Consider the following 22,626-nt stretch of genomic DNA (forward strand, 5'->3'; position numbering starts at 1 on the left):
CCTGGCAGGGACCTGTCAGTGGTCGTGGTGGTCGTGCTCGGGAGCGAACGGCTGATAGAGGTAGAACATCGTCACCGGCTCGTCGCCCGCGATGGTCTCGTGGTCGACGCCCGGCGGTACGAACGCGTACGAACCCGCCGTCGCCTCCACGCCACCGATGCTCACCGTGCCGTCGACGACCCACGTGTGCTGCGTCGCCGACGGGTGCGTGTGGCCGGCGTCGCGCGCACCGGGTGCCATCTGGATCAGGCCGACGATCGTGTCGCCGTTCGGGGACTTCCACAGCAGCTTGTTCTGCAACCGTTCGTCGCCGTGCAGCGGGAACGACTTCAACTGGGCAAGGGCCTCAGCGGACAGGACCGTCACTTTGTCCTGCGGGGCGTCGCTCATGGGGAACAGCCTTTCGGGAGCCAAACGAGCTTACGGCCCTTATATAGACGAAAGAGCCGTCCACATTACGGCGAACGGCCCTTTCGGCTCAGCTCAACTGCACTTCGCGGCGCCGTTGAACAGCAGGAAGGTCTCCAGCTTCCCGTCGGTGAAGTAGAAGTTCAGCGCGACGCCCTGCTGATCGGGCACCGGCACCTCGAAGGTCTTGCCGGCTTCGGAGTCCACGACATTCGGGTACGCGGCCTTGAGTTGCTCGACCGTGGCACCCTTGCCGATCTTCTTGGCGGTCGTGGCACCCGGCGGTGGCACGATCATCCGGATCTTGTCGCCGGCGAACATGACGCCACCGTTGGCCTCACGCGCCTCGGCCCGTTCGGCGATGCGCTTCGTGGACTCCGCGATGAGCTCGGTCGCCTTGGCCGAGGCCTCCGCCGACGCCGCGAGCTTCTCCGCGTGGGCGGCGTAGTCCGCGGCACCCGCGTTCGCTCCCGGCGCAGGTCCGACCGCCGCTTCCGCGTCGTCCGCGGCCTTCTGCGCGGCCTCGTACTTCAGCTCGAACTCCGCGTCGTCCGCGAGCTTCTTCGCGTCCGGCGCCGGTCCGTTCTGGTACCGGTAGTCCTCGCACGTGCCGGTCTTGCCCGCGCCGGTGGCGGCGAGCTCACCGGTGGCGAGCGCGTCCTGTTTGGACATTCCGGGCTTCAGCTTGCCGAAGCCCGTGACGTCGAAGTGCTTCTCCTGCGTCGCCGCCTGCTGGTCCCCCGACCCCGAGCTCGGCTCCGACGTGCAACTGACGGCGGCGAGCGCCACCGCCGCGACGAGCACGGCTTTCAATCCCCCATGGTTGTTCACGCGCACAAGATATCCGGCGCCGCAGCAATGACCGAACGCGTTTCAGGACGGGTCCGGCACCTTCCATCCACCGAACTCGCTGGAGGAATGGAGGATCGGCACACAAGGACGATGCCCTCCGCCACGCGCCGCATGCCACGTCAGCGCCGGCGAGAACCGGTCCGGCCACATCGGATCACCAGGATCCTGATCGGCGACCCCTCGTGCTCATGCGAGCTGTGCCGAACGCAGTCAGTACTTTGTGGACTTGATGAGAACCCCGACCTACTGGTCAACCTACGGGGGTCCGGGGGCTTGCCCACGGCGTGGGGCCTGGGGGCTCGGCCCCCAGAAAATGCCTCAGGCCGAGAAGATCTGCGCTTTTTGCAGATACTTCTCGGCCTGAGGATTGAGTGGAGCTGAGGGGAATCGAACCCCTGACCTTCTCGATGCGAACGAGACGCGCTACCAACTGTGCTACAGCCCCTTGCGGTGTTACGAGAGAACTATAGCAGTCCGGGAAGGGGTGTTTCACCACCCCCTCCTATGCCCCGACAGCACCTCGGTACCGCAGCGACTCCAGTCCGTCTAACTCGACGAAGACCGGATCCTCGTCGTCGGAGTCGACCGGGATGGTGCCCGGACGCACGTGGTGTTCGAAGCGCGGCAACGGCGGCAGCGCCGGCCTGTCCTCGACGACCTCGACCTTGGCGGTCTCGGGCTCCCCGGTGGCCTGCTGCGGGATTTCGGCGGCAGGGGTCTCCTGCTGCTGCGGACCCGTCGCACGGCGGCGACGCACCTGCTGCAGCCGGGCGAGCCGGCGCGCGCGGATCTCCTCTTCGATCCGCACCTGCCGGCGCAGGTAGGTCAGGTAGCCCACGATCACCAGGTCGAGCGCGGCGTGGCCGTACCAGAGCTTCGCGTAGAACACGCCGGCGACGATGCCCGTCGCCACTGCGGCGACCAGTAGGAACGCCACCACTCTGCGGCGGAACGCGTACTTGGCCTGCGCCACCAGGACGGCGGCTTCCGGGTCGTAGCCACCACGGCCGCGCCGGAAGGGGCGTTCGACGTACTCCTCCTCGTCGAAGTAGTCGTCGTCGATGTCGTGGATGTCGTCGTACTCGGCGTCTGGCATGGCGTCGTACTCCTCCCCCACGCTGCGCGCACTCTCCTGGCGCTTGCGGGCCATCATGGGGACGAGGACCACGAGCCAGGCGACGACCAGCGCAATGATGATCAGCGAACTCGGCATTCCCCGTTCACCTCCCCCGGCCCACGCGTGGTGCTGTCAACCACGCTAGTCACAACAGTCACACCTGTCTCGGAGGCACGCCGAACTCGGTGCGTACCAAAGTGTGGTGTATCACCCACTTTTGGGTGAAGTGATTACGACAAACGGAAGCAAACGTCAGGGAAGACGGGCCTCTCCGCGTGCGACCAAACGGCGCACTAGGCCATCAGGGACCTCTTCGGACGTGAGGGCGAAGCAGAGGTGGTCGCGCCACTGTCCGGCAACATCCAGATAACGCTTGAAGAGGCCTTCTTCGCGATATCCGGACTTCGTGAGCACGCGGATCGAGGCGCCGTTCTCGGGACGGACGGTGGCTTCGAGCCGGTGCAGACCAGCGTCGCGGAAAGCGTGGTCCGTGAGCAACGCCACCGCCGCCGTTGCGACGCCGCCGCCCGCCCGATCAGCGGCCACCCAGTAGCCGATCCACGCCGACTGCAGCGAGCCGCGCACGATGTTTCCGATGGTGATCTGACCGGCGACCTCGCCGTTCACGAGGATCATGAACGGCAGCGTGGAGCCGCGCCGGGCCATGCCGCGCAACGACGACCACTGCGCGGGCCAGGACAGCGTCGCGTTGCGCTCGTCCCAGCCCTCCTGCGCGGTGGGCTCCCACTGTTCGAGGTAGGCGCGGTCACGGATGCGCAGCCTCGACCAGCTGCTGCCGTCGAAGAGCCGGGGCCCGCGCAGCTCAACGGTTCCGGCGCGCACCTGAAGAGACCCCAGCCGGGCCGGCCAGCCGGGGTGTCTGCCCAGATCGGCGAAAACGCTCATCCACGCTGCGCAAGGAAGCTGACCAGCACCTCTTCACCGACGGAGATCTCGGTGACGTCCTCGTCGACCATGATCAGGCAGTTGGCCTCCGCCAGTGACGCGAGCAGGTGCGACCCGGACGTGCCGAGCGGCTGCACCAGGTACTCGCCGTTGTCCGCGTCGCGCAGCAGCTGGCCGCGCAGGAAGCCCCGGCGGCCCTTCGTCGACTGCAGCGGCGACAGCAGGCGTGCGCTGACGGCGCGGCGGTACGGGTTCTTCTTGCCCAGCGCGGCCCTGATCAGAGGCCTGACCAGCACCTCGAACACCACGAGCGCGCTCATCGGGTTCGCGGGCAGCAGGAACGTCGGCACGGCGTCCGGCCCGAGCCGGCCGAAGCCCTGCGCGGAGCCGGGGTGCATGCCGACGCGGGTGACGTCCATGTCGCCGAGGTCGGTGATGGCCGCCCTGACCTCGTCGCCGATCGTGCCGCCCACGCCGCCGGCGATGACGACGATCTCGGAGAGCAGCAGCCGGCCCTCGATCACCTCGCGCAGCCTGCGCGGGTCGGCGGACATGATGCCGACCCGGCTGACCTCGGCACCCGCGTCGCGTGCGGCGGCGGCCAGCGCGTACGAGTTCACGTCGTAGACCTGGCCCTGACCGGGCGTGCGGTCGACGTCGACGAGCTCCTCGCCGAGCGAGATGACGGACACGCGCGGACGTGGGTGCACGAGCACCTTGTTGCGTCCGACAGCGGCCAGCAGACCCACCTGAGCAGCACCGATGGACGCGCCGCGGCGCACGGCGACGTCACCGGTCTGCACGTCCTCGCCGGTGCGGCGGACGAACCCGGCGGACGGCACGCTGCGGTTGACCGTCACCTTGGCCTGGTGGCCGTCGGTGTAGCCGAGCGGCACGACCGCGTCGGCCAGCGTCGGCAGCGGCGCGCCCGTGGCGATCCGCACCGCCTGGCCTGGCTGCAGCCGCCGCGGCTGTCGGGAGCCGGCCGGGATCTCGCCCACGACCGGCAGCTGCACCGGGCTCGCGTTGGCGCCGGACACGTCGACGCTGCGCACCGCGTAGCCGTCGACGGCGGCCTGGTCGAAGCCGGGCAACGCGCGTTCCGCGATGACCTCTTCCGCGCAGAGCAGGCCCTGCGACTCCGAGATCGCCACGCGCACGGGTGCGGGCCGCACCGCGGCCGCGATCACCCGAGCGAGCTGCTCGTCAACTGACCTCATGTGATTGGTCCTCGCGCTCAGGAGTTGTCGAGGCGTTCCCGCAACCACTCACGCAGATCGGGTCCGTACTCAGGGGTCTTGAGTGCGAAGTCAACCGCAGCCCGCAGGAATCCGGCGGGATTGCCGAGATCGTGTCGCCCGCCCCGGTGGACCACGACGTGCACGGGGTGACCCTCGTTGATCAGCAACGCGATGGCATCGGTGAGCTGCAGCTCGCCGCCCGCACCCGGCGTGATGCGCTTGAGCGCGTCGAAGATCGCCCGGTCGAGGAGGTACCGGCCGGCCGCGGCGAACGTCGACGGCGCGTCCTCCGGCTTCGGCTTCTCGACCATGCCGACGACCTGCTTGACGTCGTCGTTGTCGGTGTCGCGGACGTCGAACACGCCGTACGCGGAGATCTGCTCGCGCGGGATGTCGAACGCCAGCAGGACGCTGCCGCCCTTCTCCTCGCGGACCTTCGCCATCTTCTTGAGGGCGTCCGTGGGCAGGATGATGTCGTCGGGCAGCAGCACCGCGACGGCCTCGTCCTCGCCGGTCAGGTTGCCCTCGGCACAGCCGACGGCGTGGCCCAGGCCGAGCGCCTGCTCCTGGATCGCCGTCTCGGCCTTGATCAGCTTGGGGGCGCGCTGGATCTTCTCGACGAGGTCGGCCTTGCCGCGGGCGGCCAGCGTCTGCTCGAGCTCGGGGTTCTCGTCGAAGTAGTTCGCGACCGAAGCCTTGTCCGGCGACGTCACGATGATCAGCTTCGTCGCGCCTGCCTCGGCCGCCTCCCGCGCCACGTACTCGATGGCGGGGGTGTCGACCAGGGGCAGCAGTTCCTTCGGCACGGCTTTGGTCGTGGGGAGGAAACGGGTGCCCAGACCGGCCGCGGGCACGATAGCGGTGTGGAAGGCGCTGCTCATGGGCAGCGATGCTAACGACATACCGGGGGATACCCACCATGACGTCCGATCTTCGTGACCGGAAGGCCACGCTGCGTTCACGGTTGCTGGCTGCACGGCGTTCGCTGTCCGCTGAAGTTCGCACTCTTGAAGCCGCCGCGTTGGCCGCGCACGTCGCCGCGTTGGACGTTGCCGCTGATCAGACGGTATGCGCTTTCCTGCCGGTCGGATCGGAGCCCGGTGACGCCTCGTGGCTCGACGGACTGCGCTGCCGGGTGCTGCTACCGATCGTGACGGGCGACTCGCCGCTCGACTGGGCCGAGCACACCGGGCCGTCCGGGCTCGCCCCCGCCGGGTTCAGGCTGCTGGAGCCCACCGGTCCCCGGCTCGGCGCCTCGGCGATCGCTGGAGCCTCGCTGGTGCTCGTGCCCGCGCTGGCCGTGTCGGTGGACGGGGTGCGGATCGGAAAGGGGCAGGGGCACTACGATCGCTCGTTGCCGCTGGTCAAGGCCCCGCTGATCGGTGTCGTGCGTGATTGCGAGGTGCTTTCCTTCGTGCCTGGCGAGCCTCACGACGTGCGGATGAACGGCGTGCTGACCCCCTCGGTGGGTCTGCGATGGCTGTGACTTTGACCGGGGGTGTTTGCGCTCCGGGAAGGTCCTGAGCGAAAATCGTGTTGGCACTCACAAAGGTCGAGTGCCAGAGCTAGGAGCAGACCCAGTGCCTACGTACCAGTACGCCTGCACCGCGTGTGAGCACCGGTTCGAGGCTGTGCAGTCGTTCAGCGACTCCTCCCTCACCGAGTGCCCCGAGTGCTCGGGCAAGCTGCGCAAGCTCTTCGGCGCCGTCGGCGTCGTCTTCAAGGGCAGCGGCTTCTACCGCACGGACAGCCGTTCGGGCTCGTCGAAGAGCACGGCGGCGTCCTCGCCCTCGACGGAGACGAAGTCCACGGAGAAGAAGTCCGCGGAGAAGAAGTCCTCTTCGGACTCGAAGGCCTCGACGAGCGCTCCGGCGGCCGCAGCGTCCTGAAGATCGCGAGTTGTCCACAACTTGCGGCTGAGCCCCATTCGACTGCCTCCGACCGTCCTACGGTCGGAGGCATGAACCTTTCCACGACCGTTTCGGACCGGGTCCGCTCGCTGGCACGCCGCCGCCCTCCCGCCGCGTGGCGCCGCTTCCTGGCCCTCGGGTTGACGCTGATAGCCCTGTCGACGTTCTTCTGGCCGGACGTGGGCCATCCCGCCGTGGTCGCCTCACGCGATCTACCTGCCGGAGAGCCCCTCACCGCCGCCGACGTCCGAGTCATGTCGCTCGCCACGCCGCTGCCGGGCTCGTTCCCGGCCTCCGACGCCGTGGTGGGCCGCGCGTTGTCGTCACCGGCGCGGGCAGGCGTCCCGCTGACCGACTTCGATCTCGCCGACGCCGCCGCCGATCAGGCCTCGGTGGCCGTCAGGGTGGCTGACCAGGGCCTCGCCGCCGTGGTGCGGCCGGGCGGCCGGGTCGACGTGGTGTCGGCGTCGGGCGAGGTGCTCGCGGAGAACGCGGCGGTGCGGGAGACGCGCGGAGAAGTCGTCGTCCTGACGTTGCCGAGACTTAATGCAACTCGTGTGGCCGCGATGTCACTGGATCATGCATTAGCCGTTACTCTCCGCTGATGCTGAAGGGTTTCAAAGACTTTTTGATGCGCGGAAACGTCGTCGACCTGGCCGTGGCCGTGGTCATCGGCACGGCCTTCACCGCGATCGTCACCGCGTTCACCACGAGCCTCATCAAGCCGCTCATCTCCTCGCTGGGCAGCACCGAGACCGCCGGTCTCGGCATCCAGCTGCGAGAAGGCAAGGCAGACACCTACCTGGACTTCAGCAACATCATCAACGCCGCGATCAACTTCGTGATCGTGGCCGCTGTCGTCTACTTCGTCCTGGTGCTCCCGATCCAGAAGATCCAGGAGCGCCGCAAGAGGGGCGAGGAGGCAGGCCCGTCCGAGCCGACGAACGTCGAGCTGCTCATCGAGATCCGCGACCTGCTCGCGGCCCAGCAGAACACTCAGCCCCAGACCCCGGCACAGGCACCGGACCGCCGCGGTCCCGCTATCTGATCCTCCACCCGTCCCCCGCCGAGACGAAGCGCGCACCGCTACCCCGCGGCCCGCGCTTTGTCTGGCCGTTCGACTCAGAACTCGCCGGCACGTCCGCCGAGCTACCGGCGGCCTTCAGCGCGAAGTGGGCGTCAGCCGCCGTGGTGCGGCGGCCTGTTCTCGCGGTACCAGGTCTCGCGGTCGTCCCCGGAGGCCCCGCCACCGCGCTCGTCCGACGTCGTCTCCGGAAGCACGTCGCCGAACACCTCTGCCAACCGACGACGGCGCGCTACGGCGTCGTCGTCGGCCGGCGTCGGCTTCTCACTCTTCGTCAAGACCGCTCAGCTGCTCGATCACGTAGGGCACCAGGGCCGACAGCGTCGCCATGCCGTCGCGGACCGCGGAGCGCGAGCCCGCGAGGTTCACGACGAGCGTGCTGCCGGAGACGCCGACGAGGCCGCGCGAGATACCCGCGTCGACCGCGCCCGCGGCGAGGCCGGAGGCGCGGAGTGCCTCGGCGATGCCGTGGATCGGGCGGTCGAGCACGCCCTGCGTGGCGTCGGGGGTGACGTCGCGCGGGGACACGCCTGTGCCGCCCACGGTGACCACGAGGTCGACGCCACCGATGACGGCCGTGTTGAGAGCGGCCCGGATGTCGACCACCTCACCCTCGACCGCGACGGTGCCGTCGACGATGAAGCCCGCTTCTTCGAGCAGTTCGGTGACAAGAGGTCCGGAGTTGTCGTCCTGCTCACCGTGCGCCACCCGGTCGTCCACGATCACGACCAAAGCGCGGCCAAGGCGCTGCGCGCTGCGTTCCATACCGATCACCGTAGCGGGAGTCTGACTTCGAAGCGGCAGCCAGGACCGTGGTTCTGAGCGCCAATTCTCCCGTGGTGCGCGTCGACGAGGCCACGCGCGATGGAAAGCCCCAGTCCGGCGCCGGTCGGGTTGCGCGCGGTGCTTCCCCGGAATCCCACGTCGAACACCAGTGGCAGCACGTCATCGGGTATGCCGCCGCACGCGTCGTCCACCCGCACCACCGCGTCGGGTCCGTCCACATCGACCTGAACGGACACCGCGCCACCCTCCGGCGTGTGCCGAATGGCGTTGGACACAAGGTTGCGCACGACACGCATCAGTTCCGGATCTGAGCCCCGCACGACCGGCCACTCGCGAGCGTCCGCGCGCAACTCCACGCCCTTCCGCGCCGCCACGGGCCGGGACGCGGCCACCACGTCGCTGACCACATCGGCCAGCCGGACGTCGTGCATCGTCAGGTTCAACGCGCCGGCCGTGATCCGCGAGAGCTGGAACAGGTCGTCCACCAGCTTCGTCAGATGATCGGCCTCCAACGCGATCTGCTTGGCGTAGACCGCGACCTCACCGGGCTCGGAGACGACGCCGTCCTCCAGCGCCTCCGTCATCGCCCGGATGCCTGCCAACGGCGTCCGCAGGTCGTGACTGATCCACGCCACCAGCTGCCGCCGCGCCGCCTCGGCCTCGCGCTCCCACATGGTCCGCCGCGCGATCGCCCGGCCCAGCATGATCGAGAACGGCACGGTGACCACGGCGACCACCGCACACGCCATGAGCGCGGCGCTGAGCATCGGCGTGAACATGAACCCGCTGACCACGAGCACCCCGGCGATGGTCGCCACCACCGGCACGATGACCATGACGGTCATCGCGGTGGTCAGCGACACGCGGCTCAGCCTGTCGAACACGGGTCATACCTGTAGCCGACGCCCCACACGGTGCTCAGCCGCTTCGGTTTCGCCGGATCCTCCTCGATCTTCTCCCGCAACCGTCGCACGTGGACGGTCACGGTCGACTGGTCGCCGAACTGCCAGCCCCACACCCGCTCCAGCAGCTCGGCCCGCCCGAACGCCTTGCCGGCGTTGCCGATGAAGAACGCCAGCAGGTCGAACTCGCGCGTGGTCAGCTGCAACGGCCGCCCGTCCAGCGTCGCGGTGTGCGCGGCCACGTCCAGCACGAGGTTCCCGTCCCGCACCACCCGCGGCTCGTAGGCCTTGCCGGCCCGCCGCAACACCGACGAGACCCGCAACGCCAACTCACGCGGGCTGAAGGGCTTCGTGACGTAGTCGTCCGCGCCGATCTGCAACCCGGCGATGCGATCTTCTTCCTCACCCAGCGCCGTCAGCATGACCACCGGCGTGCTGCCGCGATCCCGAATCCGCCGGCACACCTCAAGCCCGTCGATGCCGGGCAACATCAGGTCCAGGACCACGATGTCCGGCTCGTGCGTGGCCATCAGCCGCAGCGCCTGTTCCCCGTCACCGGCGAGCTCGACCTCGTACCCGGCGTGTTCGAGGTAGCGGCGCACCACATCGCGCACCGTCGTGTCGTCGTCGACGACCAGCACCCGTTCCACCACGTCACCACGCTAAGCCACGAACGCCTGCCAGGCCCGCAAGCGTCACAACGCCGTAAGAGGACGAAACAAAGAGGCCGCAGCCGCGCACGGGGCAGGTGCGCACGGCTACGGCCTCTCCGGGGTCGTCACGGCAGGTTTCTGGCGGGCGGCGGATGCCAGAAACCTGCCGTCCCCCGACCTATCCCACCTCGACACCGTCGAGGGTGGCTTCCACCGTCCTGTTGTCGGACAGCGTGATCGTGACCTTGTCACCGGGAGCCTTCGACCGGACCGCGGCGACCAGCGTGTCCGACTCGTCGATGCGGCGGTCACCGAACTTGGTGATCACGTCACCGGCCTTGAGCCCGGCCTTCTCGGCCGCGCCTCCACCGGTGATCTCGGAGATCTTGGCGCCCTGATCGGTGGACTCGACCTTCACGCCGAGCACGGTCTGCTTGGGCTTGCCGCTCTTCACGATCTCGTCGATCGTGCGGCGCGCCTGGTCCATCGGGATCGCGAAGCCGATGCCCACGGAACCTGCCTGGCCCTGGCCCTGGCTGGGGCTGTAGATCGCCGAGTTGATGCCGACGACCTGGCCCTGCATGTTCACCAGCGGGCCGCCGGAGTTGCCCGGGTTGATCGCGGCGTCGGTCTGGATGGCGTTGAGGACGGTCGCCTGCGAGTTGCGGTCGCCGCCGGCCGAGACCGGGCGGTTCACCGAGCTGACGATGCCGGAGGTGACGGTGCCGGACAGTTCGAACGGCGAGCCGATCGCGACGACGGCCTGGCCGGTCTTCATGTCGCCGGAGTTGCCGAGTTGCACGACCGGGAGGTTCGAGACGCCGTCGGCCTGGATGACGGCGATGTCGGAGCTCGGGTCGCGGCCGAGGATCTTGGCGGTGGCGGTCTTGCCGTCGTGGAAGACGACCTTGATGTCACCGCCGGAGGCAGCGCCCTCGATGACGTGGTTGTTCGTCACGATCTGGCCGTTGCCGGAGATGATGAAGCCCGAGCCCTCGCCGGCGCCGGAGCGTGTCGTGACCTGGATCTGCACGACGGACGGCAGCAGCTTGTTCGCCACGTCCTCGACCGAGCCGGCGGGCGCGTTCGAGGTCTGCGAGGCCGGGCGGGGTGAGTCGAGGGAGCTCACGGACGACGAGTCGTTCGCGAAGGTGTAGCCCAGGTAGCCCCCGAGGCCGCCGGAGAGGCCTCCGACGATCAGCACGAGGGCGGCGACGCCCGCCACGACCTTTCCACGGCCCTTGGGGCGCTGGGGGATGTGCGGGGGCTGGTAGCCGGGTGGGAGGTAGTACTGACCCGTCGGTGGCCCTTGCTGGGGCCCTGCGAAGGGGCCGGGCTCCGCGCCGAACTGCGCGGTCGTGGCGCCGAGGCCGAGCGGGTGAGGTTGGCCGGACCCTGCTGGAGGAAGCTGCTGGCCGGGTCCGGGCCCGCCGAGCTGCGTCTGGCCCGCGTCAGGTGAGTGCACCTGCGGCTGGGCCGAAGTGAAAGAGGCGGGCACATCGCCCAGACCGGCAGGAGCGTGAGTAGCCCCAGCCTGGCCGGATCCCCCCTGCAAAGGATCCGGCTGGCCGGGTTCCGGCAGCGACGGGCCCTGCTCCCGCGCGCCGGAGTCTGTCTGACCGGCGCTCGTCGGCACGGAGGTGGGCTCTTCCGGCTGCGGCGCTGTCTGGTTGCTCTCGGTCATGGGCATAGTCTCTCGGGCCGTCCTGAGAGAACCCTTAGACCAGCCTGGGAGCTAGTTGTGTGTTCCCCGGAGCCGTTCCGCGATCTGCTCCGGCGTCACGTCGTTGATCCACACGGCTTCTCCCGACTCGGAGCCCGCGAGGTACTTGAGCTTGTCCTTCGTCCTGAGCACCGAGAAGACCTGCAGGTGCAGCCACATCTCGTCGCGGCCGACGTTGACCGGTGCCTGGTGCCAGGCGGCGATGTAGGGCAGCGGGCGGTCGTACAGCGCGTCCAGGCGGTGCAGCACCTTCAGGTAGAGCGACGCGAAGTCGTCACGCTCCACAGAGGACAGTGCGGCGATGTCGGGCACCTGGCGGCGTGGCGCCAGCACGACCTCGACGGGCCAGCGGGCGGCGGCGGGCACGAAGGCTGCCCAGTGGGCGGACTCTTCCACCACACGCGCGCCCGCGCGAAGCTCGGCTTCCAGCACGTCGCCGAACAACGGGCGTCCATTGGCCGCGTAGTACTCCAGCGCCGCCTCGACCATCCGTTCGGTGCGAGGCGTGATGAACGGGTACGCGTAGATCTGGCCGTGCGGGTGGGAGAGCGTCACACCGATCTCTTCGCCGCGGTTCTCGAACGGGAAGACCTGTTCGACCCCTGGCAACGTTGACAAGAAGGCGACACGGTCCGCCCAGGCGTCCACGACGGTGCGCACGCGGGACTCGGAGAGCTCGCCGAACGACTTGTTGTGGTCCGAGGTGAAGCACACGACCTCGCACCGCCCACGACCCGGCGCGCGCGCGAACAGCGGTTCACCATCCACAGTGGACGGCACGTCCGGCACGTTCTGCGCCAGCGAGGGGAACCTGTTCTCGAACACGACGACGTCGTAGTCGGCCTCGGGGATCTCCGTGGGCCTGCCCGGCGTCGACGGGCACAACGGACAGAGGTCCGCCGGCGGTTTGTACGTGCGTGTCTGGCGGTGAGCCGCCATCGCGACCCACTCGCGGGTCAACGGGTCCAGCCGGACTTCGGACATCGGCTGGGTCTCCGGGAGGTCCCGGGTGTCCACCGCGACTCGCGGTGGCGCCTCAGCGCTGTCGTCGAAGTAGATGATCTCCCGGCCGTCCGCCAGTTTGCCCGCGGTACGCCTCACGCCAACTCCTCGCCACTTCCCGGTACATGAGCCAAGACCAACTCGCCGACCTGCTCGGAGAGGATCGCCCGCGCGTCGTCCGGCAAACCCTCGTCCGTCACCAGGACGTGCGCTTCGTCGAGATCGGCGATCGTGGAAATGCCGACGGTGCCCCACTTCGTGTGGTCCGCGACCACGACCACGCGGCCGGCCGCGTCGACGAGCGCGCGGTCCGTTTCACTCTCGTTGAGGTTCGGGGTCGTGAATCCGGAGCGCTCGGCCATGCCGTGCACGCCCAGGAAGACCACGTCGAGATGCAGCGATCGCAACGCCTGCACGGCCACCGGGCCCACGAGCGCGTCGGACGGCGTGCGCACGCCACCGGTCAGCACGACCGTGCGGTCCGTGCGCCCGCTCTGCTGCAGCACGTCCCCGACGCGGATGGAGTTCGTGACGACGGTGAGGTCGGGGATGTCGTCGAGGAAACGGGCTAACGTCCACGTCGTCGTTCCTGCGGACAGGCCGATGGCCGTGCCGGGACGCACGAGGCCCGCGGCCAGCGCCGCGATCGCCTCCTTCTCGGGCAGCTGCCGCACCGACTTGGCCTCGAAACCGGGCTCGTCGGTCGAGCGCCCGACGACGGAGGTGGCGCCGCCGTAGACCTTCTCCACCAGTCCGCGTGCGGCGAGCACGTCGAGATCGCGGCGCACGGTCATGTCCGAGACGCCGAGCCGGACGACGAGGTCGCTGACGCGCACCGCACCCGTTCGACGGACCTCTTCGATGATTACCGCTTGCCGCTGACGTGCCAGCACCTCACACCTCTTCCCTGAGGACGACTACGTCCCCGGCTCGCACGGTGAGGTGCCCGGAGACCTGCTCGCCGGACAACACGTCGACACCGGACGCCTCGATCTGCGCGTCGGTGTCTGTGTGGTTGACGGCGAAGAGGAACGATACGTCGCCCCTGCGCCGCACAAGCTCGATCCCGGCAGGTGACACCGCAACGCCCGCAGCGGAAAGCGCGTTTTCCACCGTTCGGCCGAGACCGTCTTCGTCGAGATCGCAGGCCACGTACCAGGCGACACCGTTGCCGAACGCGTTGCGCGTCACCGCCGCCACGCCGGGCAACGGGCCGTCGGCATAGGAGACAACGGTGTCAGCCGTGCGCGTGTGCAGGTGCTCCGTCCACAACGAGGCGGTCGACCCGTCGGTCAACGAGACTGTTTCGTTCTCCCGCAGCGGGTAGAACTCCTCGGACCACACGCCGAGCACGTCCCGGAACGCTCCGGGGTATCCGCCGAGCCGCACGCGCGTGTGCTGGTCGGCGACACCGGACAGGTACGTGACCACGACATGACCGCCGCCCGCCACGTAGTCCGCGATGACGGCGGCGTGCGCGTCGGACACCGCGTAGAAGGCAGGCACGACCACCAGCGAGTACGCGGAGAGGTTCGTACCCGGCGCCACGAAGTCGACCGTGACACCGGCCTGCCAGAGCGCCTTGTAGTACCCGAGAACGTGCCTGTAGTAGTCGAAGTCGTTGGTCGGGTGCGCGTCCTGCCGCAACGCCCAGCCGGACTGGAAGTCGTACAGGATCGCGACCGAAGCGTCCACAGTGGAACCGATGACCTCGGTCAACCTGCCGTACTCGGCGCCGACCTCGCAGACCTCCCGGTACACCTTCGTGTCCGTGCCGGCGTGCGGGACCATCGCCGAGTGGTAGCGCTCGCTGCCACCGCGCGACTGCCGCCACTGGAAGAACAACGTGCCGTCGGCGCCGCGGGCGATGTTCTGGAACGAGTGCCGCCGCATCTCCCCCGGCAGCTTGGCGATGTTGCGCCGCTGCCAGTTCACCGCGGAGGTCGAGGCCTCCATCAGCAGCCACGGCTTGCCGCCCGCCAGACCGCGCACGAGGTCCGCGGACATCGCGAGCTCGATGTGCCGATCGGGCGACTGGGCCTCGGTGTAGTGGTCGTTCGAGACGAAGTCGACCTCGCGGGCCCACTTCCAGTAGTCGAGGTCGCCGAACGTCCAGTTGGCCATGAAGTTCGTGGTGATCGGCACGTCCGGCGTGATCATGCGCAGCACGTCCCGCTCGGACTTGTACAGCTCCAGGATCGCGTCGTCGGAGAACCTGTCGAAGTCCAGCACGTGCGCCGGGTTCGCGAACGTCGGCGTGACGCGCGGCGGCAGGACCTGCGCGAAGTCGGTGTAGCCCTGGCTCCAGAACGCCGTGGACCACGCGTCGTTGAGCTGATCGAGCGTGTAGCGGCTCGACAGCCACTCACGGAACGACGCGGCGCACGTGTCGCAGTAGCAGCGCTTCACGTGGCACGCGTACTCGTTGCCGACGTGCCACGCGGCGAGGGCGGGGTGGTCGCGGTAGTGCGAGGCCATCTCGGCGGCCAGCGCGGTCGCCCGGTCGCGGTAGATCGGCGACGACGGGCAGTAGGCCTGCCGTGAGCCGTGCGAGAGCCGCACTCCGTCCGCGCGGACGGGCAGCATCTCGGGGTACTCGGTGGTGAGCCACGGCGGCGGCGCGGCGGTCGCGGTCGCGAGGTCGACGCGGATGCCGCCGGCGTGCAGCAGGTCCATCACGCGGTCGAGCCAGTCGAACCGGTACTCGCCCTTGCTGACCTCGATCTTCGCCCAGCTGAAGATGCCCAGGCTGACCATGGTGACGCCGGCGCGCCGCATGAGCTCGACATCCTCGGTCCAGACGTGTTCCGGCCACTGCTCGGGGTTGTAGTCAGCACCCCAGCCGAGGCCTTGCAGGTCAGTTGGCCACGTCGTCACGGCGCAAGCGTGGCCGACAACGACCCCCAACGTCAACACAAGCAAACACAACTGCCCGTTGGGGTCTGTTCGGCGGTTGACCGGGACAAGTACCGGGAAACGCCGAGCGACCGCCCGGAACCCGGCTGTCCTGGGGTTTAACAGCTCCGTAACGGGACTTGACATGCTGTATGACTGGGACCACATTATGCGCAACTTTGTTGGAGTCCTGTTCGGTTCGCACGTGCGAGTGTCACCTGTAGGAGCGATGATGGTTCTGCACACGCCTGGTTCCACTCCGTTACCGCACTTCGGTCGGCGAACGATGCTGCGAGTCATGCTGGCCGGTGCGGGCGTTGCCGCGACCGGTGGTCTTCTTTCGGCGTGCGGCGGTGGTTCGGGCACGGGTGGTGACTCGAAGGTCGTCACCTTCGGCAACAACCTGTCCGACCAGGTGCCGAAGGACGCGATCACCGCCGCGGTGAAGGCGTTCGAGGCCCAGTCGGGCGGCCTGTCCGTCACGATCAACACCAAGCAGCACGAGCAGTACCAGGAACAGATCAACAACTACCTGCAGGGCAAGCCGGACGACGTGCTCGCGTGGTTCGCCGGCTACCGCATGCGGTTCTTCGCCGACCAGGGCCTCACCGGCGACCTCAGCGACCTGTGGGGCAAGATCGGCGGCAACTACTCCGACGCGCTCAAGCAGGCGTCGACGGGCACGGACGGCAAGCAGTACTTCGTGCCGTTCACGCAGTACGCGTGGGGCATGTTCTACCGCAAGAGCGTCTGGCAGGAGAAGGGCTACGCCGTCCCGAAGACGCTCGACGAACTGGTCGCGCTCGCCACGAAGATGAAGGCCGACGGCCTGATCCCGATCGCCTTCGCCCAGAAGCAGGGCTGGCCGGGCATGGGCACGTTCGACCAGCTCAACTTCCGCACCAACGGCTACCAGTTCCACGTGGACCTGCTGGCGGGCAAGGAAGACTGGCAGGACAAGCGCGTCAAGGACGTGTTCGACACCTGGAAGCGGCTGCTGCCGTTCCACCAGGAGAACGCGCTCGGCCGCGAGTGGCAGGAAGCCGCGCAGACGTTGCAGCAGAAGAAGTCCGGCATGTACCTGCTCGGCGCGTTCGTGGGCCAGCAGTTCCCGGACGCGGACAAGGAAGACCTCGACTTCTTCCCGTTCCCGGAGATCAACCCGACGCACGGCATCGACACGGTCGAGGCGCCGATCGACGGCTACATGCTGGCGAAGAAGCCGTCCAATTCGGACGGTGCCCTGAAGCTGATGGAGTACCTGTCCTCCGCCGAGCCGCAGCTCGCCTACCTGAAGGCCGACCCGACCGCGGTCGCGACCAACCAGAAGGCGGACCAGGCCGGGTACAGCCCGCTGCAGAAGAAGGTCGCGGACACCATCAAGAACGCCAAGCACATCACGCAGTTCCTCGACCGCGACACCGATCCCGGCTTCGCGAGCGAGGCGGCCACCAACGGCCTCATCGAGTTCATCAAGGACCCGAACAACATCGACTCCGTGCTCAAGGGCATGGCTGATCAGGCGAAGAACATCTTCAAGTGACCGCGTTGCAGGAGAAGCCGAAGGCGGTGGCCCCCTCCGGGCCGCCGCCTCGTCGGCGTCGAAAGCGTGCCACGGCCCTCGCCGGCACGGACAAACTCGTGCTGGCGCTCATGCTCGGCATCCCCACGTTCGTGCACCTGCTGTTCGTGTGGATCCCGACGCTGGGCTCGGTCGCGTTGTCGTTCAGCAGGTGGAACGGCATCGGCGGCTTCGAGGACATCGAGTGGATCGGTGTCGGGAACTACGTCGAGATCTTCACGGAGTACCCGCGGTTCTGGCCGGCGGTGCAGCACAACCTGATCTGGTTGCTGTTCCTGCTGATCGTGCCGACGTCAGCGGGTCTGCTGCTCGCCGTGCTGCTCGACCGCGAGCTGAAGTTCAGCCGGGTCTACCAGTCCGCGCTGTACATGCCGATGGTGCTGTCGCTGGCCCTGGTGGGCTTCATCTGGCAGCTGATCTACACGCCGGACGGCGGTCTGCTGAACTCGTTGCTGGGGTTGAGCGACAACCCGGTCGACTGGATCGGCGACTCGGACATCAACCTCTACGCGGTGCTGGTGGCCGCGGCGTGGCGGCACACCGGCTACATCATGCTGCTGTACTTGGCGGGCCTGAAGTCCGTCGACCCGGCGCTGAAGGAAGCGGCGTCGCTCGACGGCGCCTCGGCCTCCCAGACGTTCTTCCGGGTCACGTTCCCGGTGATGAAGCCGGTCAACATCGTCGTGCTCGTCGTGACGGTGATCGAGGCGCTCCGCGCGTTCGACATCGTGTACGTCATCAACAAGGGGCGCAACGGTCTGGAGCTGCTGTCAGTGCTGGTGACCGACAACATCATCGGCGAGGCCTCGCGCATCGGCCGCGGCTCCGCGGTCGCCGTGGTCCTGCTGACGATCTCGCTCGGCTTCATCATCACGTACCTGTACCAGGTGTTCAGCAAGGAGAACCGGACGTGACGGCCACCTTGGAACGCGCCCCGGTCGTGAAGCCGAAGCGTCCGGTCACGCCGGCACGCATCGCGTTGCACGTGTTCCTGATCCTGACGTGCCTGATGACGCTGGCACCTCTGCTGTGGGCGGTCTACGCGTCGCTGCGGACGTACGACGACACGTCGGTCAACGGCTACTTCTCCATCGCGAAGTCACTGACGTTCGAGAACTTCGCGAAGGCGTGGGAGATCGGCGACCTGCCGCACTTCTACTGGAACACGTTCCTCATCACCGTGCCGGCCCTGATCATCACGCTGGTGCTGAGCTCGATGGTGGCGTTCGGCGTGTCGCGGTTCAGCTTCAAGTTCAACATCGCGTTGCTGATGCTGTTCACCGCGGGCAACCTGTTGCCGCAGCAGGTGATCGTGACGCCGCTGTGGCGGCTGTACCGGCTGATCGAACTGCCGGCGTGGATGTCGGAGAGCGAGTCGCTGATCGACTCACCGCTCGGCGTCATCCTGATCCACATCGCGTTCCAGATGGGCTTCTGCACGTTCGTTCTGTCGAACTACATGAAGACCATCCCGTACGAGCTGACCGAAGCATCCCGCGTAGACGGCGCGTCGGTGTTCCGGCAGTACTGGCAGCTCACCCTGCCGCTGTGCCGCCCGGTGCTCGCCGCGCTGGCGACGCTGGAGTTCACCTGGATCTACAACGACTTCCTGTGGGCGTTGGTGCTGATCCAGGACGGCGACAAGATGCCGGTCACGTCGGCGTTGCAGAACCTCAAGGGCACGTTCTTCACCGACAACAACCTCATCGCAGCGGGCTCTCTCCTGGTCGCGCTGCCCACCCTGGTCGTGTTCTTCGTCTTGCAGCGGCAGTTCGTGGGCGGACTGACGCTGGGGTCGACGAAGGGCTGAGGACCACCGCGAAAGGGGCGGGGACCACGTGGTCCCCGCCCCTTTCGCGTTGTTCACACACTTGCACCGCCGCCACGATCACGGCGGTAGCACCTGCTGGCTGTCGACCTTCGGTCCGAACCGTTCCAACTCAACGGAGTCAGGACCGACATGCCGCGCTCGCGGCCGTCGTTCGAGATCGGTCGAGTTCCGAAGCATCCAATGAACGCCATCGCCGCTCGTCCAGGCGACCATGAAGTCAGCTTGCGCGAGGAGCCCGCCGGGCCCAGGCAGCCCGCCGCGGAAGTTGCGCCAGATGTACTCCTCATGTGCGGCAACGAATCTCCGGTGCACATACCAGACCTGATCACCGTCGTTCGGATCGTCGGTAATCATGATCGGTTCGCGACTTTCGTGCAGCTCGAACCACACTCGGACATCAAGAATCGGAAGCGCGCCGTTGTTTCGAATGACGGCTTCCTGGACCATCCGCTCGTCTTCCCCCGCAACGGTGGCCACAGACGGGCAGCTTCCAGCTGTCCCCGTTCGATGTCCTCCAGCCGGTGGCGACCCTGCCTCCAGTTCGCGAACCAGGCCAGGGCAAGACCACCTGTTGTCGCCAGCGGACCGATCACCTGCGTCCACCCGGCCAGCGTCGTCGGCAGGAAGCTCATGCCTCGACATAGCCGCAGAAGCCGCCGCCGTTACGAAAAACGCGCCCGAGCCGGTGGCTCGGGCGCGCTTCCAAAACCTGAAGAACTACTTGCCGCCGGTCTGCGGGTTGAAGTCCGAGATCGAACCCCACCGCCCAACGGGAATCACGATCACGCGGGCCTTGCCCACCACGTTGTCGATCGGGATCGCGCCGTCGGCCGGCGTCGGGTCGCCGTGCTTGCGCGAGTCCGACGAGTTGTTGCGGTTGTCGCCCATCACCCACAGCTTGCCCGCGGGGACGGTGACCTTCTCGAACGAGTCCTGCTGGCGCGGGCCGCCGCCGAAGTTCAGGTACGGCTCGTCCAGCGGCTTGCCGTCGACCATCACGCGGCCCTGGTCGTCGCAGCACTCGACGGTCTGGCCGCCGACGGCGATGACGCGCTTGATGAAGTCCGTGCCGCTGGGCTCGGACAGGTTCACCATCGAGCCGAGGTCCTGCAGGGTGCCGACCACGAAGTTCGGGGGCTCCTTGCCGCCGGTCCAGTTCGGCGGGCCGCGGAAGACGATGACGTCGCCCGGCCGGGGGTCGCCGAACAGGTACGTGATCTTCTCGACCAGCACCTTGTCGTTCACGCAGCCCGTGCAGCCGTGCAGCGTCGTCTCCATCGAGGCCGACGGGATGACGAACACGCGCGCGACGAACGTCTGGATGACGACGGTCAGCAGCAACGCCACGCTGAAGATGACCAGCAGCTCTTTCCAGAACGGCTGCTTCTTCTTCGCCTTCTTCTTGTGGAACCTGGGCGCCGGGTCGTCCTCGTACGCGGAGGAACGCGACGAACGATCCTCGTACGACGAAGCGGTCGAACCGGACGTCGAGAAGCGCGACGTGGGTTCAGCGGGGCCGTCTCCGGTGGGAGGGGTCGTCTCCCAGGTCGACGAAGAATCGTCGTTCACGCGATGACTCACAGGCCCACCTTACGGACGTCCGGGTAGGCGCAACGTGAACAGGGCTCCACCCTCGGGGGCTCTGCCCGCCGTGGCCGTGCCGCCGTGCCGTTGTGCCACCTGTTTGACGATGGCGAGTCCCAGGCCGGAACCCGGCAGGGTCCGCGCCTCGGACGAGCGGTAGAACCGCTCGAAAACGTGAGGTAGATCGGCGTCCGCGATACCGGGGCCCGCGTCCGCCACCTCCACCACGGCGCTGCCGTCACCCACCTGGCGGAGGTTCAGCCGCACCGCCGAACCCGAGGGACTGAACTTCACCGCGTTGTCGAGGAGGTTCAGCACCGCGCGCTCGATGGCACTGGAATCACCCAGAAGTGTCCACGGCTGCAGCTGCACGTCGAACGTGACGTTCGAGGCGCGGCGGCGGGCGCGGTCCATCGACCGTTCCACCACCTCGACCAGGTCGACTGGCTCGTGGATGACCTGCGGGGCGTCCTCGCGGGCCAGTTCGACCAGGTCACCGATCAACGTGGTCAGCTCGTCGAGCTGAGCGCGCACGTCCGAGTGGATCTCCTGCTTGTCCACTTCAGACAAGTCGGGTGAATTCGGGCGTTCCGATGCGAGCAACAGCTCCAGGTTGGTGCGCATGGACGTCAGCGGCGTGCGCAGTTCGTGGCCCGCGTCGGCGACCAGGCGGCGTTGTCGTTCCTGCGACTCGGCGACGGCGCCGAGCATCGCGTTGAAGCTGTGCGTCAACCGCGCCAGCTCGTCGTCGCCCGCCACCGGGATCGGCGTCAGGTCACCCGTGTTCGCGACGCGTTCGGTGGCCTCCGTCAGCCGTTGCACCGGCCGCAGACCCGTTCGTGCGACGGCCGTGCCCGCGATGGCCGCGAGCAGCACACCGGCACCGCCGATCAGCAGCAGAACGACGCTGAGCTTGGCCAGCGTGGTGCGCTGGGGCGACATCGACTGGGCGATGATGATCGCCTGGCCGGGCTGGTACTTGACGGCGATGACCCGCGACTCGGTCTTGTGGTCGGTCCAGATGAACTCGTTCCGCTCACCCTGCGCCACGTCCCAGGCCTCCGCGACCGTCGGCGGCCGGTCGGAGTCCTGCGGGAAGAGCAGCTGTCCGCTGTCGGCCAGCAGCACGGCCATCTTCACGTCGCCGGCCGCGAGGAACGCCGCGGGGTACTTGCCGACGAAGTCCGAGCCGTTGATCTTCTCGCCGGCCGCCACGGCCACCGCTCGCGTGCGAAGACTCTCGTCCAGAGCGTCGTAGGTGCTCTTGCGAACGATCATGTACGCGCCGAACGACACCAGCGCGACGGCCCCGGCGACGCAGAACGCCGCGAGCCAGGTGACCCGGGCCCGCAGCGACGCCTTCTGGAGCCGTCCCTGTGGTTCCAGGATCACGGAGGGGTCTCCCGCAGGACGTAGCCCACCCCACGCACCGTGTGGATCAGCCGCGGCTCGCCCTCCAGCTCCGTCTTGCGGCGCAGATACCCCACGTAGACCTCGAGAGCGTTGCCCGAGGTCGGGAAGTCGTATCCCCACACGTCCTCCAGGATGCGGCTGCGGGTGAGCACCTGGCGCGGGTGCGCCAGCAGGAGCTCGAGCAGCGCGAACTCGGTGCGGGTGAGGCTGATCGGACGCTCGCCGCGGCGGACGTCGCGGGTCGACGGGTCCAGTTCCAGGTCGGAGAACTTCAGGGCGGCGGCGGACTTCTGGGCCGCGTCGTCGTCGTGGGCGGCGCGGCGCAGCAGCGCGCGCAACCGGGCCAGCAACTCCTCCAGCGCGAACGGCTTGGGCAGGTAGTCGTCGGCCCCGGCGTCCAGCCCGGACACCCGGTCGCTCACGGCGTCACGCGCGGTCAGCACGAGGATCGGCAGGTCGTCGCCGGTGCTGCGCAGCCTGCGGCACACCTCGAGGCCGTCGAGGCGCGGCATCATCACGTCGAGCACCATCGCGTCCGGCCTGGCGGCGGTCACCGACTCCAGGGCCTGCATGCCGTCTCCGGCAGTCTCGACCTGGTAGCCGTTGAACTGGAGCGAGCGGCGGAGTGACTCCCTGACCGCCCGGTCGTCATCGACAACGAGGATGCGCATGGGAGCAGTCTTGCCGAGGGATCTGAGAGCCGCCTGAGAAGGGCCCTAACTGCAGGTGTGAGTTCG

General features: G+C 68.0%; 25 protein-coding genes and 1 tRNA gene. 7 read left to right on the forward strand and 19 right to left on the reverse strand.

The genetic code is table 11. The annotated features are described in order from the left end of the window. Positions 1–15: 15 nt before the first annotated feature. The 7 genes from OG205_RS28830 to OG205_RS28860 all read right to left on the reverse strand — a co-directional run bounded on the left by OG205_RS28830 (position 16) and on the right by OG205_RS28860 (position 5,405). Positions 16–390 (reverse strand): cupin domain-containing protein, encoded by a 375-nt coding sequence (locus OG205_RS28830; RefSeq protein WP_330271147.1) that lies wholly within the window; start codon positions 388–390, stop codon positions 16–18. A gap of 93 nt (positions 391–483) precedes the next feature. Beyond that, the gene (locus tag OG205_RS28835) at positions 484–1,239 is read right to left on the reverse strand and encodes a hypothetical protein (protein ID WP_330271148.1); all 756 of its coding nucleotides are present in this window, start codon (positions 1,237–1,239) and stop codon (positions 484–486) included. A 393-nt stretch (positions 1,240–1,632) separates the two neighbouring features. Further along, a tRNA-Ala gene (locus OG205_RS28840) sits at positions 1,633–1,705 on the reverse strand. 57 nt (positions 1,706–1,762) lie between these two features. Beyond that, positions 1,763–2,473, reverse strand: coding sequence for a divisome protein SepX/GlpR (gene sepX, locus OG205_RS28845; protein WP_330271149.1), 711 nt, complete (start codon positions 2,471–2,473; stop codon positions 1,763–1,765). 156 nt (positions 2,474–2,629) lie between these two features. Beyond that, the gene (locus tag OG205_RS28850; RefSeq protein ID WP_330271150.1) at positions 2,630–3,283 is read right to left on the reverse strand and encodes a GNAT family N-acetyltransferase; all 654 of its coding nucleotides are present in this window, start codon (positions 3,281–3,283) and stop codon (positions 2,630–2,632) included. Next, positions 3,280–4,503 carry a molybdotransferase-like divisome protein Glp gene (gene glp / locus OG205_RS28855; RefSeq protein ID WP_330271151.1) on the reverse strand — a complete coding sequence of 408 codons (1,224 nt, stop codon included), beginning with the start codon at positions 4,501–4,503 and terminating at the stop codon, positions 3,280–3,282. Before glp ends, OG205_RS28850 begins: the two co-directional genes overlap by 4 nt. Before the next feature lie 17 nt (positions 4,504–4,520). Beyond that, the gene (locus tag OG205_RS28860; protein ID WP_330271152.1) at positions 4,521–5,405 is read right to left on the reverse strand and encodes a UTP--glucose-1-phosphate uridylyltransferase; all 885 of its coding nucleotides are present in this window, start codon (positions 5,403–5,405) and stop codon (positions 4,521–4,523) included. A gap of 38 nt (positions 5,406–5,443) precedes the next feature. Here OG205_RS28860 and OG205_RS28865 point away from each other — a divergent pair, with 38 nt between their 5' ends. The 4 genes from OG205_RS28865 (at position 5,444) to mscL (ending at position 7,482) form a co-directional block, all read left to right on the forward strand. Next, entirely contained in the window at positions 5,444–6,010 is a 567-nt protein-coding gene (locus tag OG205_RS28865) for a 5-formyltetrahydrofolate cyclo-ligase (protein ID WP_330271153.1), read from the forward strand. A gap of 94 nt (positions 6,011–6,104) precedes the next feature. Beyond that, entirely contained in the window at positions 6,105–6,413 is a 309-nt protein-coding gene (locus OG205_RS28870) for an FmdB family zinc ribbon protein (protein ID WP_330271154.1), read from the forward strand. A gap of 71 nt (positions 6,414–6,484) precedes the next feature. Next, positions 6,485–7,039 (forward strand): SAF domain-containing protein, encoded by a 555-nt coding sequence (locus OG205_RS28875; protein ID WP_330271155.1) that lies wholly within the window; start codon positions 6,485–6,487, stop codon positions 7,037–7,039. Continuing rightward, positions 7,039–7,482: a large-conductance mechanosensitive channel protein MscL gene (gene mscL, locus OG205_RS28880; protein ID WP_330271156.1), complete on the forward strand. Its 444-nt coding sequence runs from the start codon at positions 7,039–7,041 to the stop codon at positions 7,480–7,482. The genes OG205_RS28875 and mscL overlap by 1 nt, the downstream gene beginning before the upstream one ends. A gap of 131 nt (positions 7,483–7,613) precedes the next feature. On the opposite strand, the gene OG205_RS28885 is transcribed toward mscL, so the two are convergent. The 8 genes from OG205_RS28885 to OG205_RS28920 form a co-directional block, all read right to left on the reverse strand. Then, positions 7,614–7,796 carry a hypothetical protein gene (locus OG205_RS28885; RefSeq protein WP_330271157.1) on the reverse strand — a complete coding sequence of 61 codons (183 nt, stop codon included), beginning with the start codon at positions 7,794–7,796 and terminating at the stop codon, positions 7,614–7,616. Then, the gene (locus OG205_RS28890) at positions 7,783–8,283 is read right to left on the reverse strand and encodes a MogA/MoaB family molybdenum cofactor biosynthesis protein (RefSeq protein WP_045311897.1); all 501 of its coding nucleotides are present in this window, start codon (positions 8,281–8,283) and stop codon (positions 7,783–7,785) included. Before OG205_RS28890 ends, OG205_RS28885 begins: the two co-directional genes overlap by 14 nt. 5 nt (positions 8,284–8,288) lie before the next feature. Then, entirely contained in the window at positions 8,289–9,149 is an 861-nt protein-coding gene (locus OG205_RS28895; protein WP_330278250.1) for a sensor histidine kinase, read from the reverse strand. Positions 9,150–9,172: 23 nt separating this feature from the next. Next, positions 9,173–9,859: a response regulator transcription factor gene (locus OG205_RS28900; protein WP_330271158.1), complete on the reverse strand. Its 687-nt coding sequence runs from the start codon at positions 9,857–9,859 to the stop codon at positions 9,173–9,175. A 178-nt stretch (positions 9,860–10,037) separates the two neighbouring features. Further along, entirely contained in the window at positions 10,038–11,543 is a 1,506-nt protein-coding gene (locus tag OG205_RS28905; RefSeq protein WP_330271159.1) for a trypsin-like peptidase domain-containing protein, read from the reverse strand. A 51-nt stretch (positions 11,544–11,594) separates the two neighbouring features. Further along, positions 11,595–12,683, reverse strand: a complete 1,089-nt coding sequence (gene galT / locus OG205_RS28910) for a galactose-1-phosphate uridylyltransferase (RefSeq protein WP_330271160.1) — start codon at positions 12,681–12,683, stop codon at positions 11,595–11,597. Beyond that, positions 12,680–13,477, reverse strand: a complete 798-nt coding sequence (locus tag OG205_RS28915) for a DeoR/GlpR family DNA-binding transcription regulator (RefSeq protein ID WP_330271161.1) — start codon at positions 13,475–13,477, stop codon at positions 12,680–12,682. Before OG205_RS28915 ends, galT begins: the two co-directional genes overlap by 4 nt. A gap of 1 nt (position 13,478) precedes the next feature. Beyond that, positions 13,479–15,461 carry a beta-galactosidase gene (locus OG205_RS28920; protein WP_330271162.1) on the reverse strand — a complete coding sequence of 661 codons (1,983 nt, stop codon included), beginning with the start codon at positions 15,459–15,461 and terminating at the stop codon, positions 13,479–13,481. A gap of 304 nt (positions 15,462–15,765) precedes the next feature. Here OG205_RS28920 and OG205_RS28925 point away from each other — a divergent pair, with 304 nt between their 5' ends. Genes OG205_RS28925 through OG205_RS28935 form a run of 3 tightly spaced genes read left to right on the forward strand, consistent with a single transcriptional unit; the run spans position 15,766 to position 18,871 of the window. Further along, positions 15,766–17,022 carry an ABC transporter substrate-binding protein gene (locus OG205_RS28925; RefSeq protein ID WP_330271163.1) on the forward strand — a complete coding sequence of 419 codons (1,257 nt, stop codon included), beginning with the start codon at positions 15,766–15,768 and terminating at the stop codon, positions 17,020–17,022. Continuing rightward, positions 17,019–17,975 (forward strand): carbohydrate ABC transporter permease, encoded by a 957-nt coding sequence (locus tag OG205_RS28930; protein WP_330271164.1) that lies wholly within the window; start codon positions 17,019–17,021, stop codon positions 17,973–17,975. Before OG205_RS28925 ends, OG205_RS28930 begins: the two co-directional genes overlap by 4 nt. Continuing rightward, complete coding sequence (locus OG205_RS28935; protein WP_330271165.1) at positions 17,972–18,871, forward strand: carbohydrate ABC transporter permease; 900 nt, start codon at positions 17,972–17,974, stop codon at positions 18,869–18,871. Before OG205_RS28930 ends, OG205_RS28935 begins: the two co-directional genes overlap by 4 nt. Before the next feature lie 78 nt (positions 18,872–18,949). On the opposite strand, the gene OG205_RS28940 is transcribed toward OG205_RS28935, so the two are convergent. From OG205_RS28940 to OG205_RS28955, 4 genes are all read right to left on the reverse strand, one after another. After that, positions 18,950–19,369, reverse strand: coding sequence for a hypothetical protein (locus OG205_RS28940; protein WP_330271166.1), 420 nt, complete (start codon positions 19,367–19,369; stop codon positions 18,950–18,952). 240 nt (positions 19,370–19,609) lie between these two features. Continuing rightward, positions 19,610–20,473, reverse strand: a complete 864-nt coding sequence (gene lepB / locus OG205_RS28945; RefSeq protein WP_330271167.1) for a signal peptidase I — start codon at positions 20,471–20,473, stop codon at positions 19,610–19,612. 9 nt (positions 20,474–20,482) lie between these two features. Next, positions 20,483–21,868 carry a sensor histidine kinase gene (locus OG205_RS28950; protein ID WP_442916596.1) on the reverse strand — a complete coding sequence of 462 codons (1,386 nt, stop codon included), beginning with the start codon at positions 21,866–21,868 and terminating at the stop codon, positions 20,483–20,485. Continuing rightward, positions 21,865–22,560, reverse strand: coding sequence for a response regulator transcription factor (locus OG205_RS28955; RefSeq protein ID WP_090007381.1), 696 nt, complete (start codon positions 22,558–22,560; stop codon positions 21,865–21,867). The genes OG205_RS28950 and OG205_RS28955 overlap by 4 nt, the downstream gene beginning before the upstream one ends. Between the last annotated feature and the right edge of the window lie 66 nt (positions 22,561–22,626).

The sequence above is a fragment of the Lentzea sp. NBC_00516 genome, assembly GCF_036346835.1.
Classification (GTDB): domain Bacteria; phylum Actinomycetota; class Actinomycetes; order Mycobacteriales; family Pseudonocardiaceae; genus Lentzea; species Lentzea sokolovensis.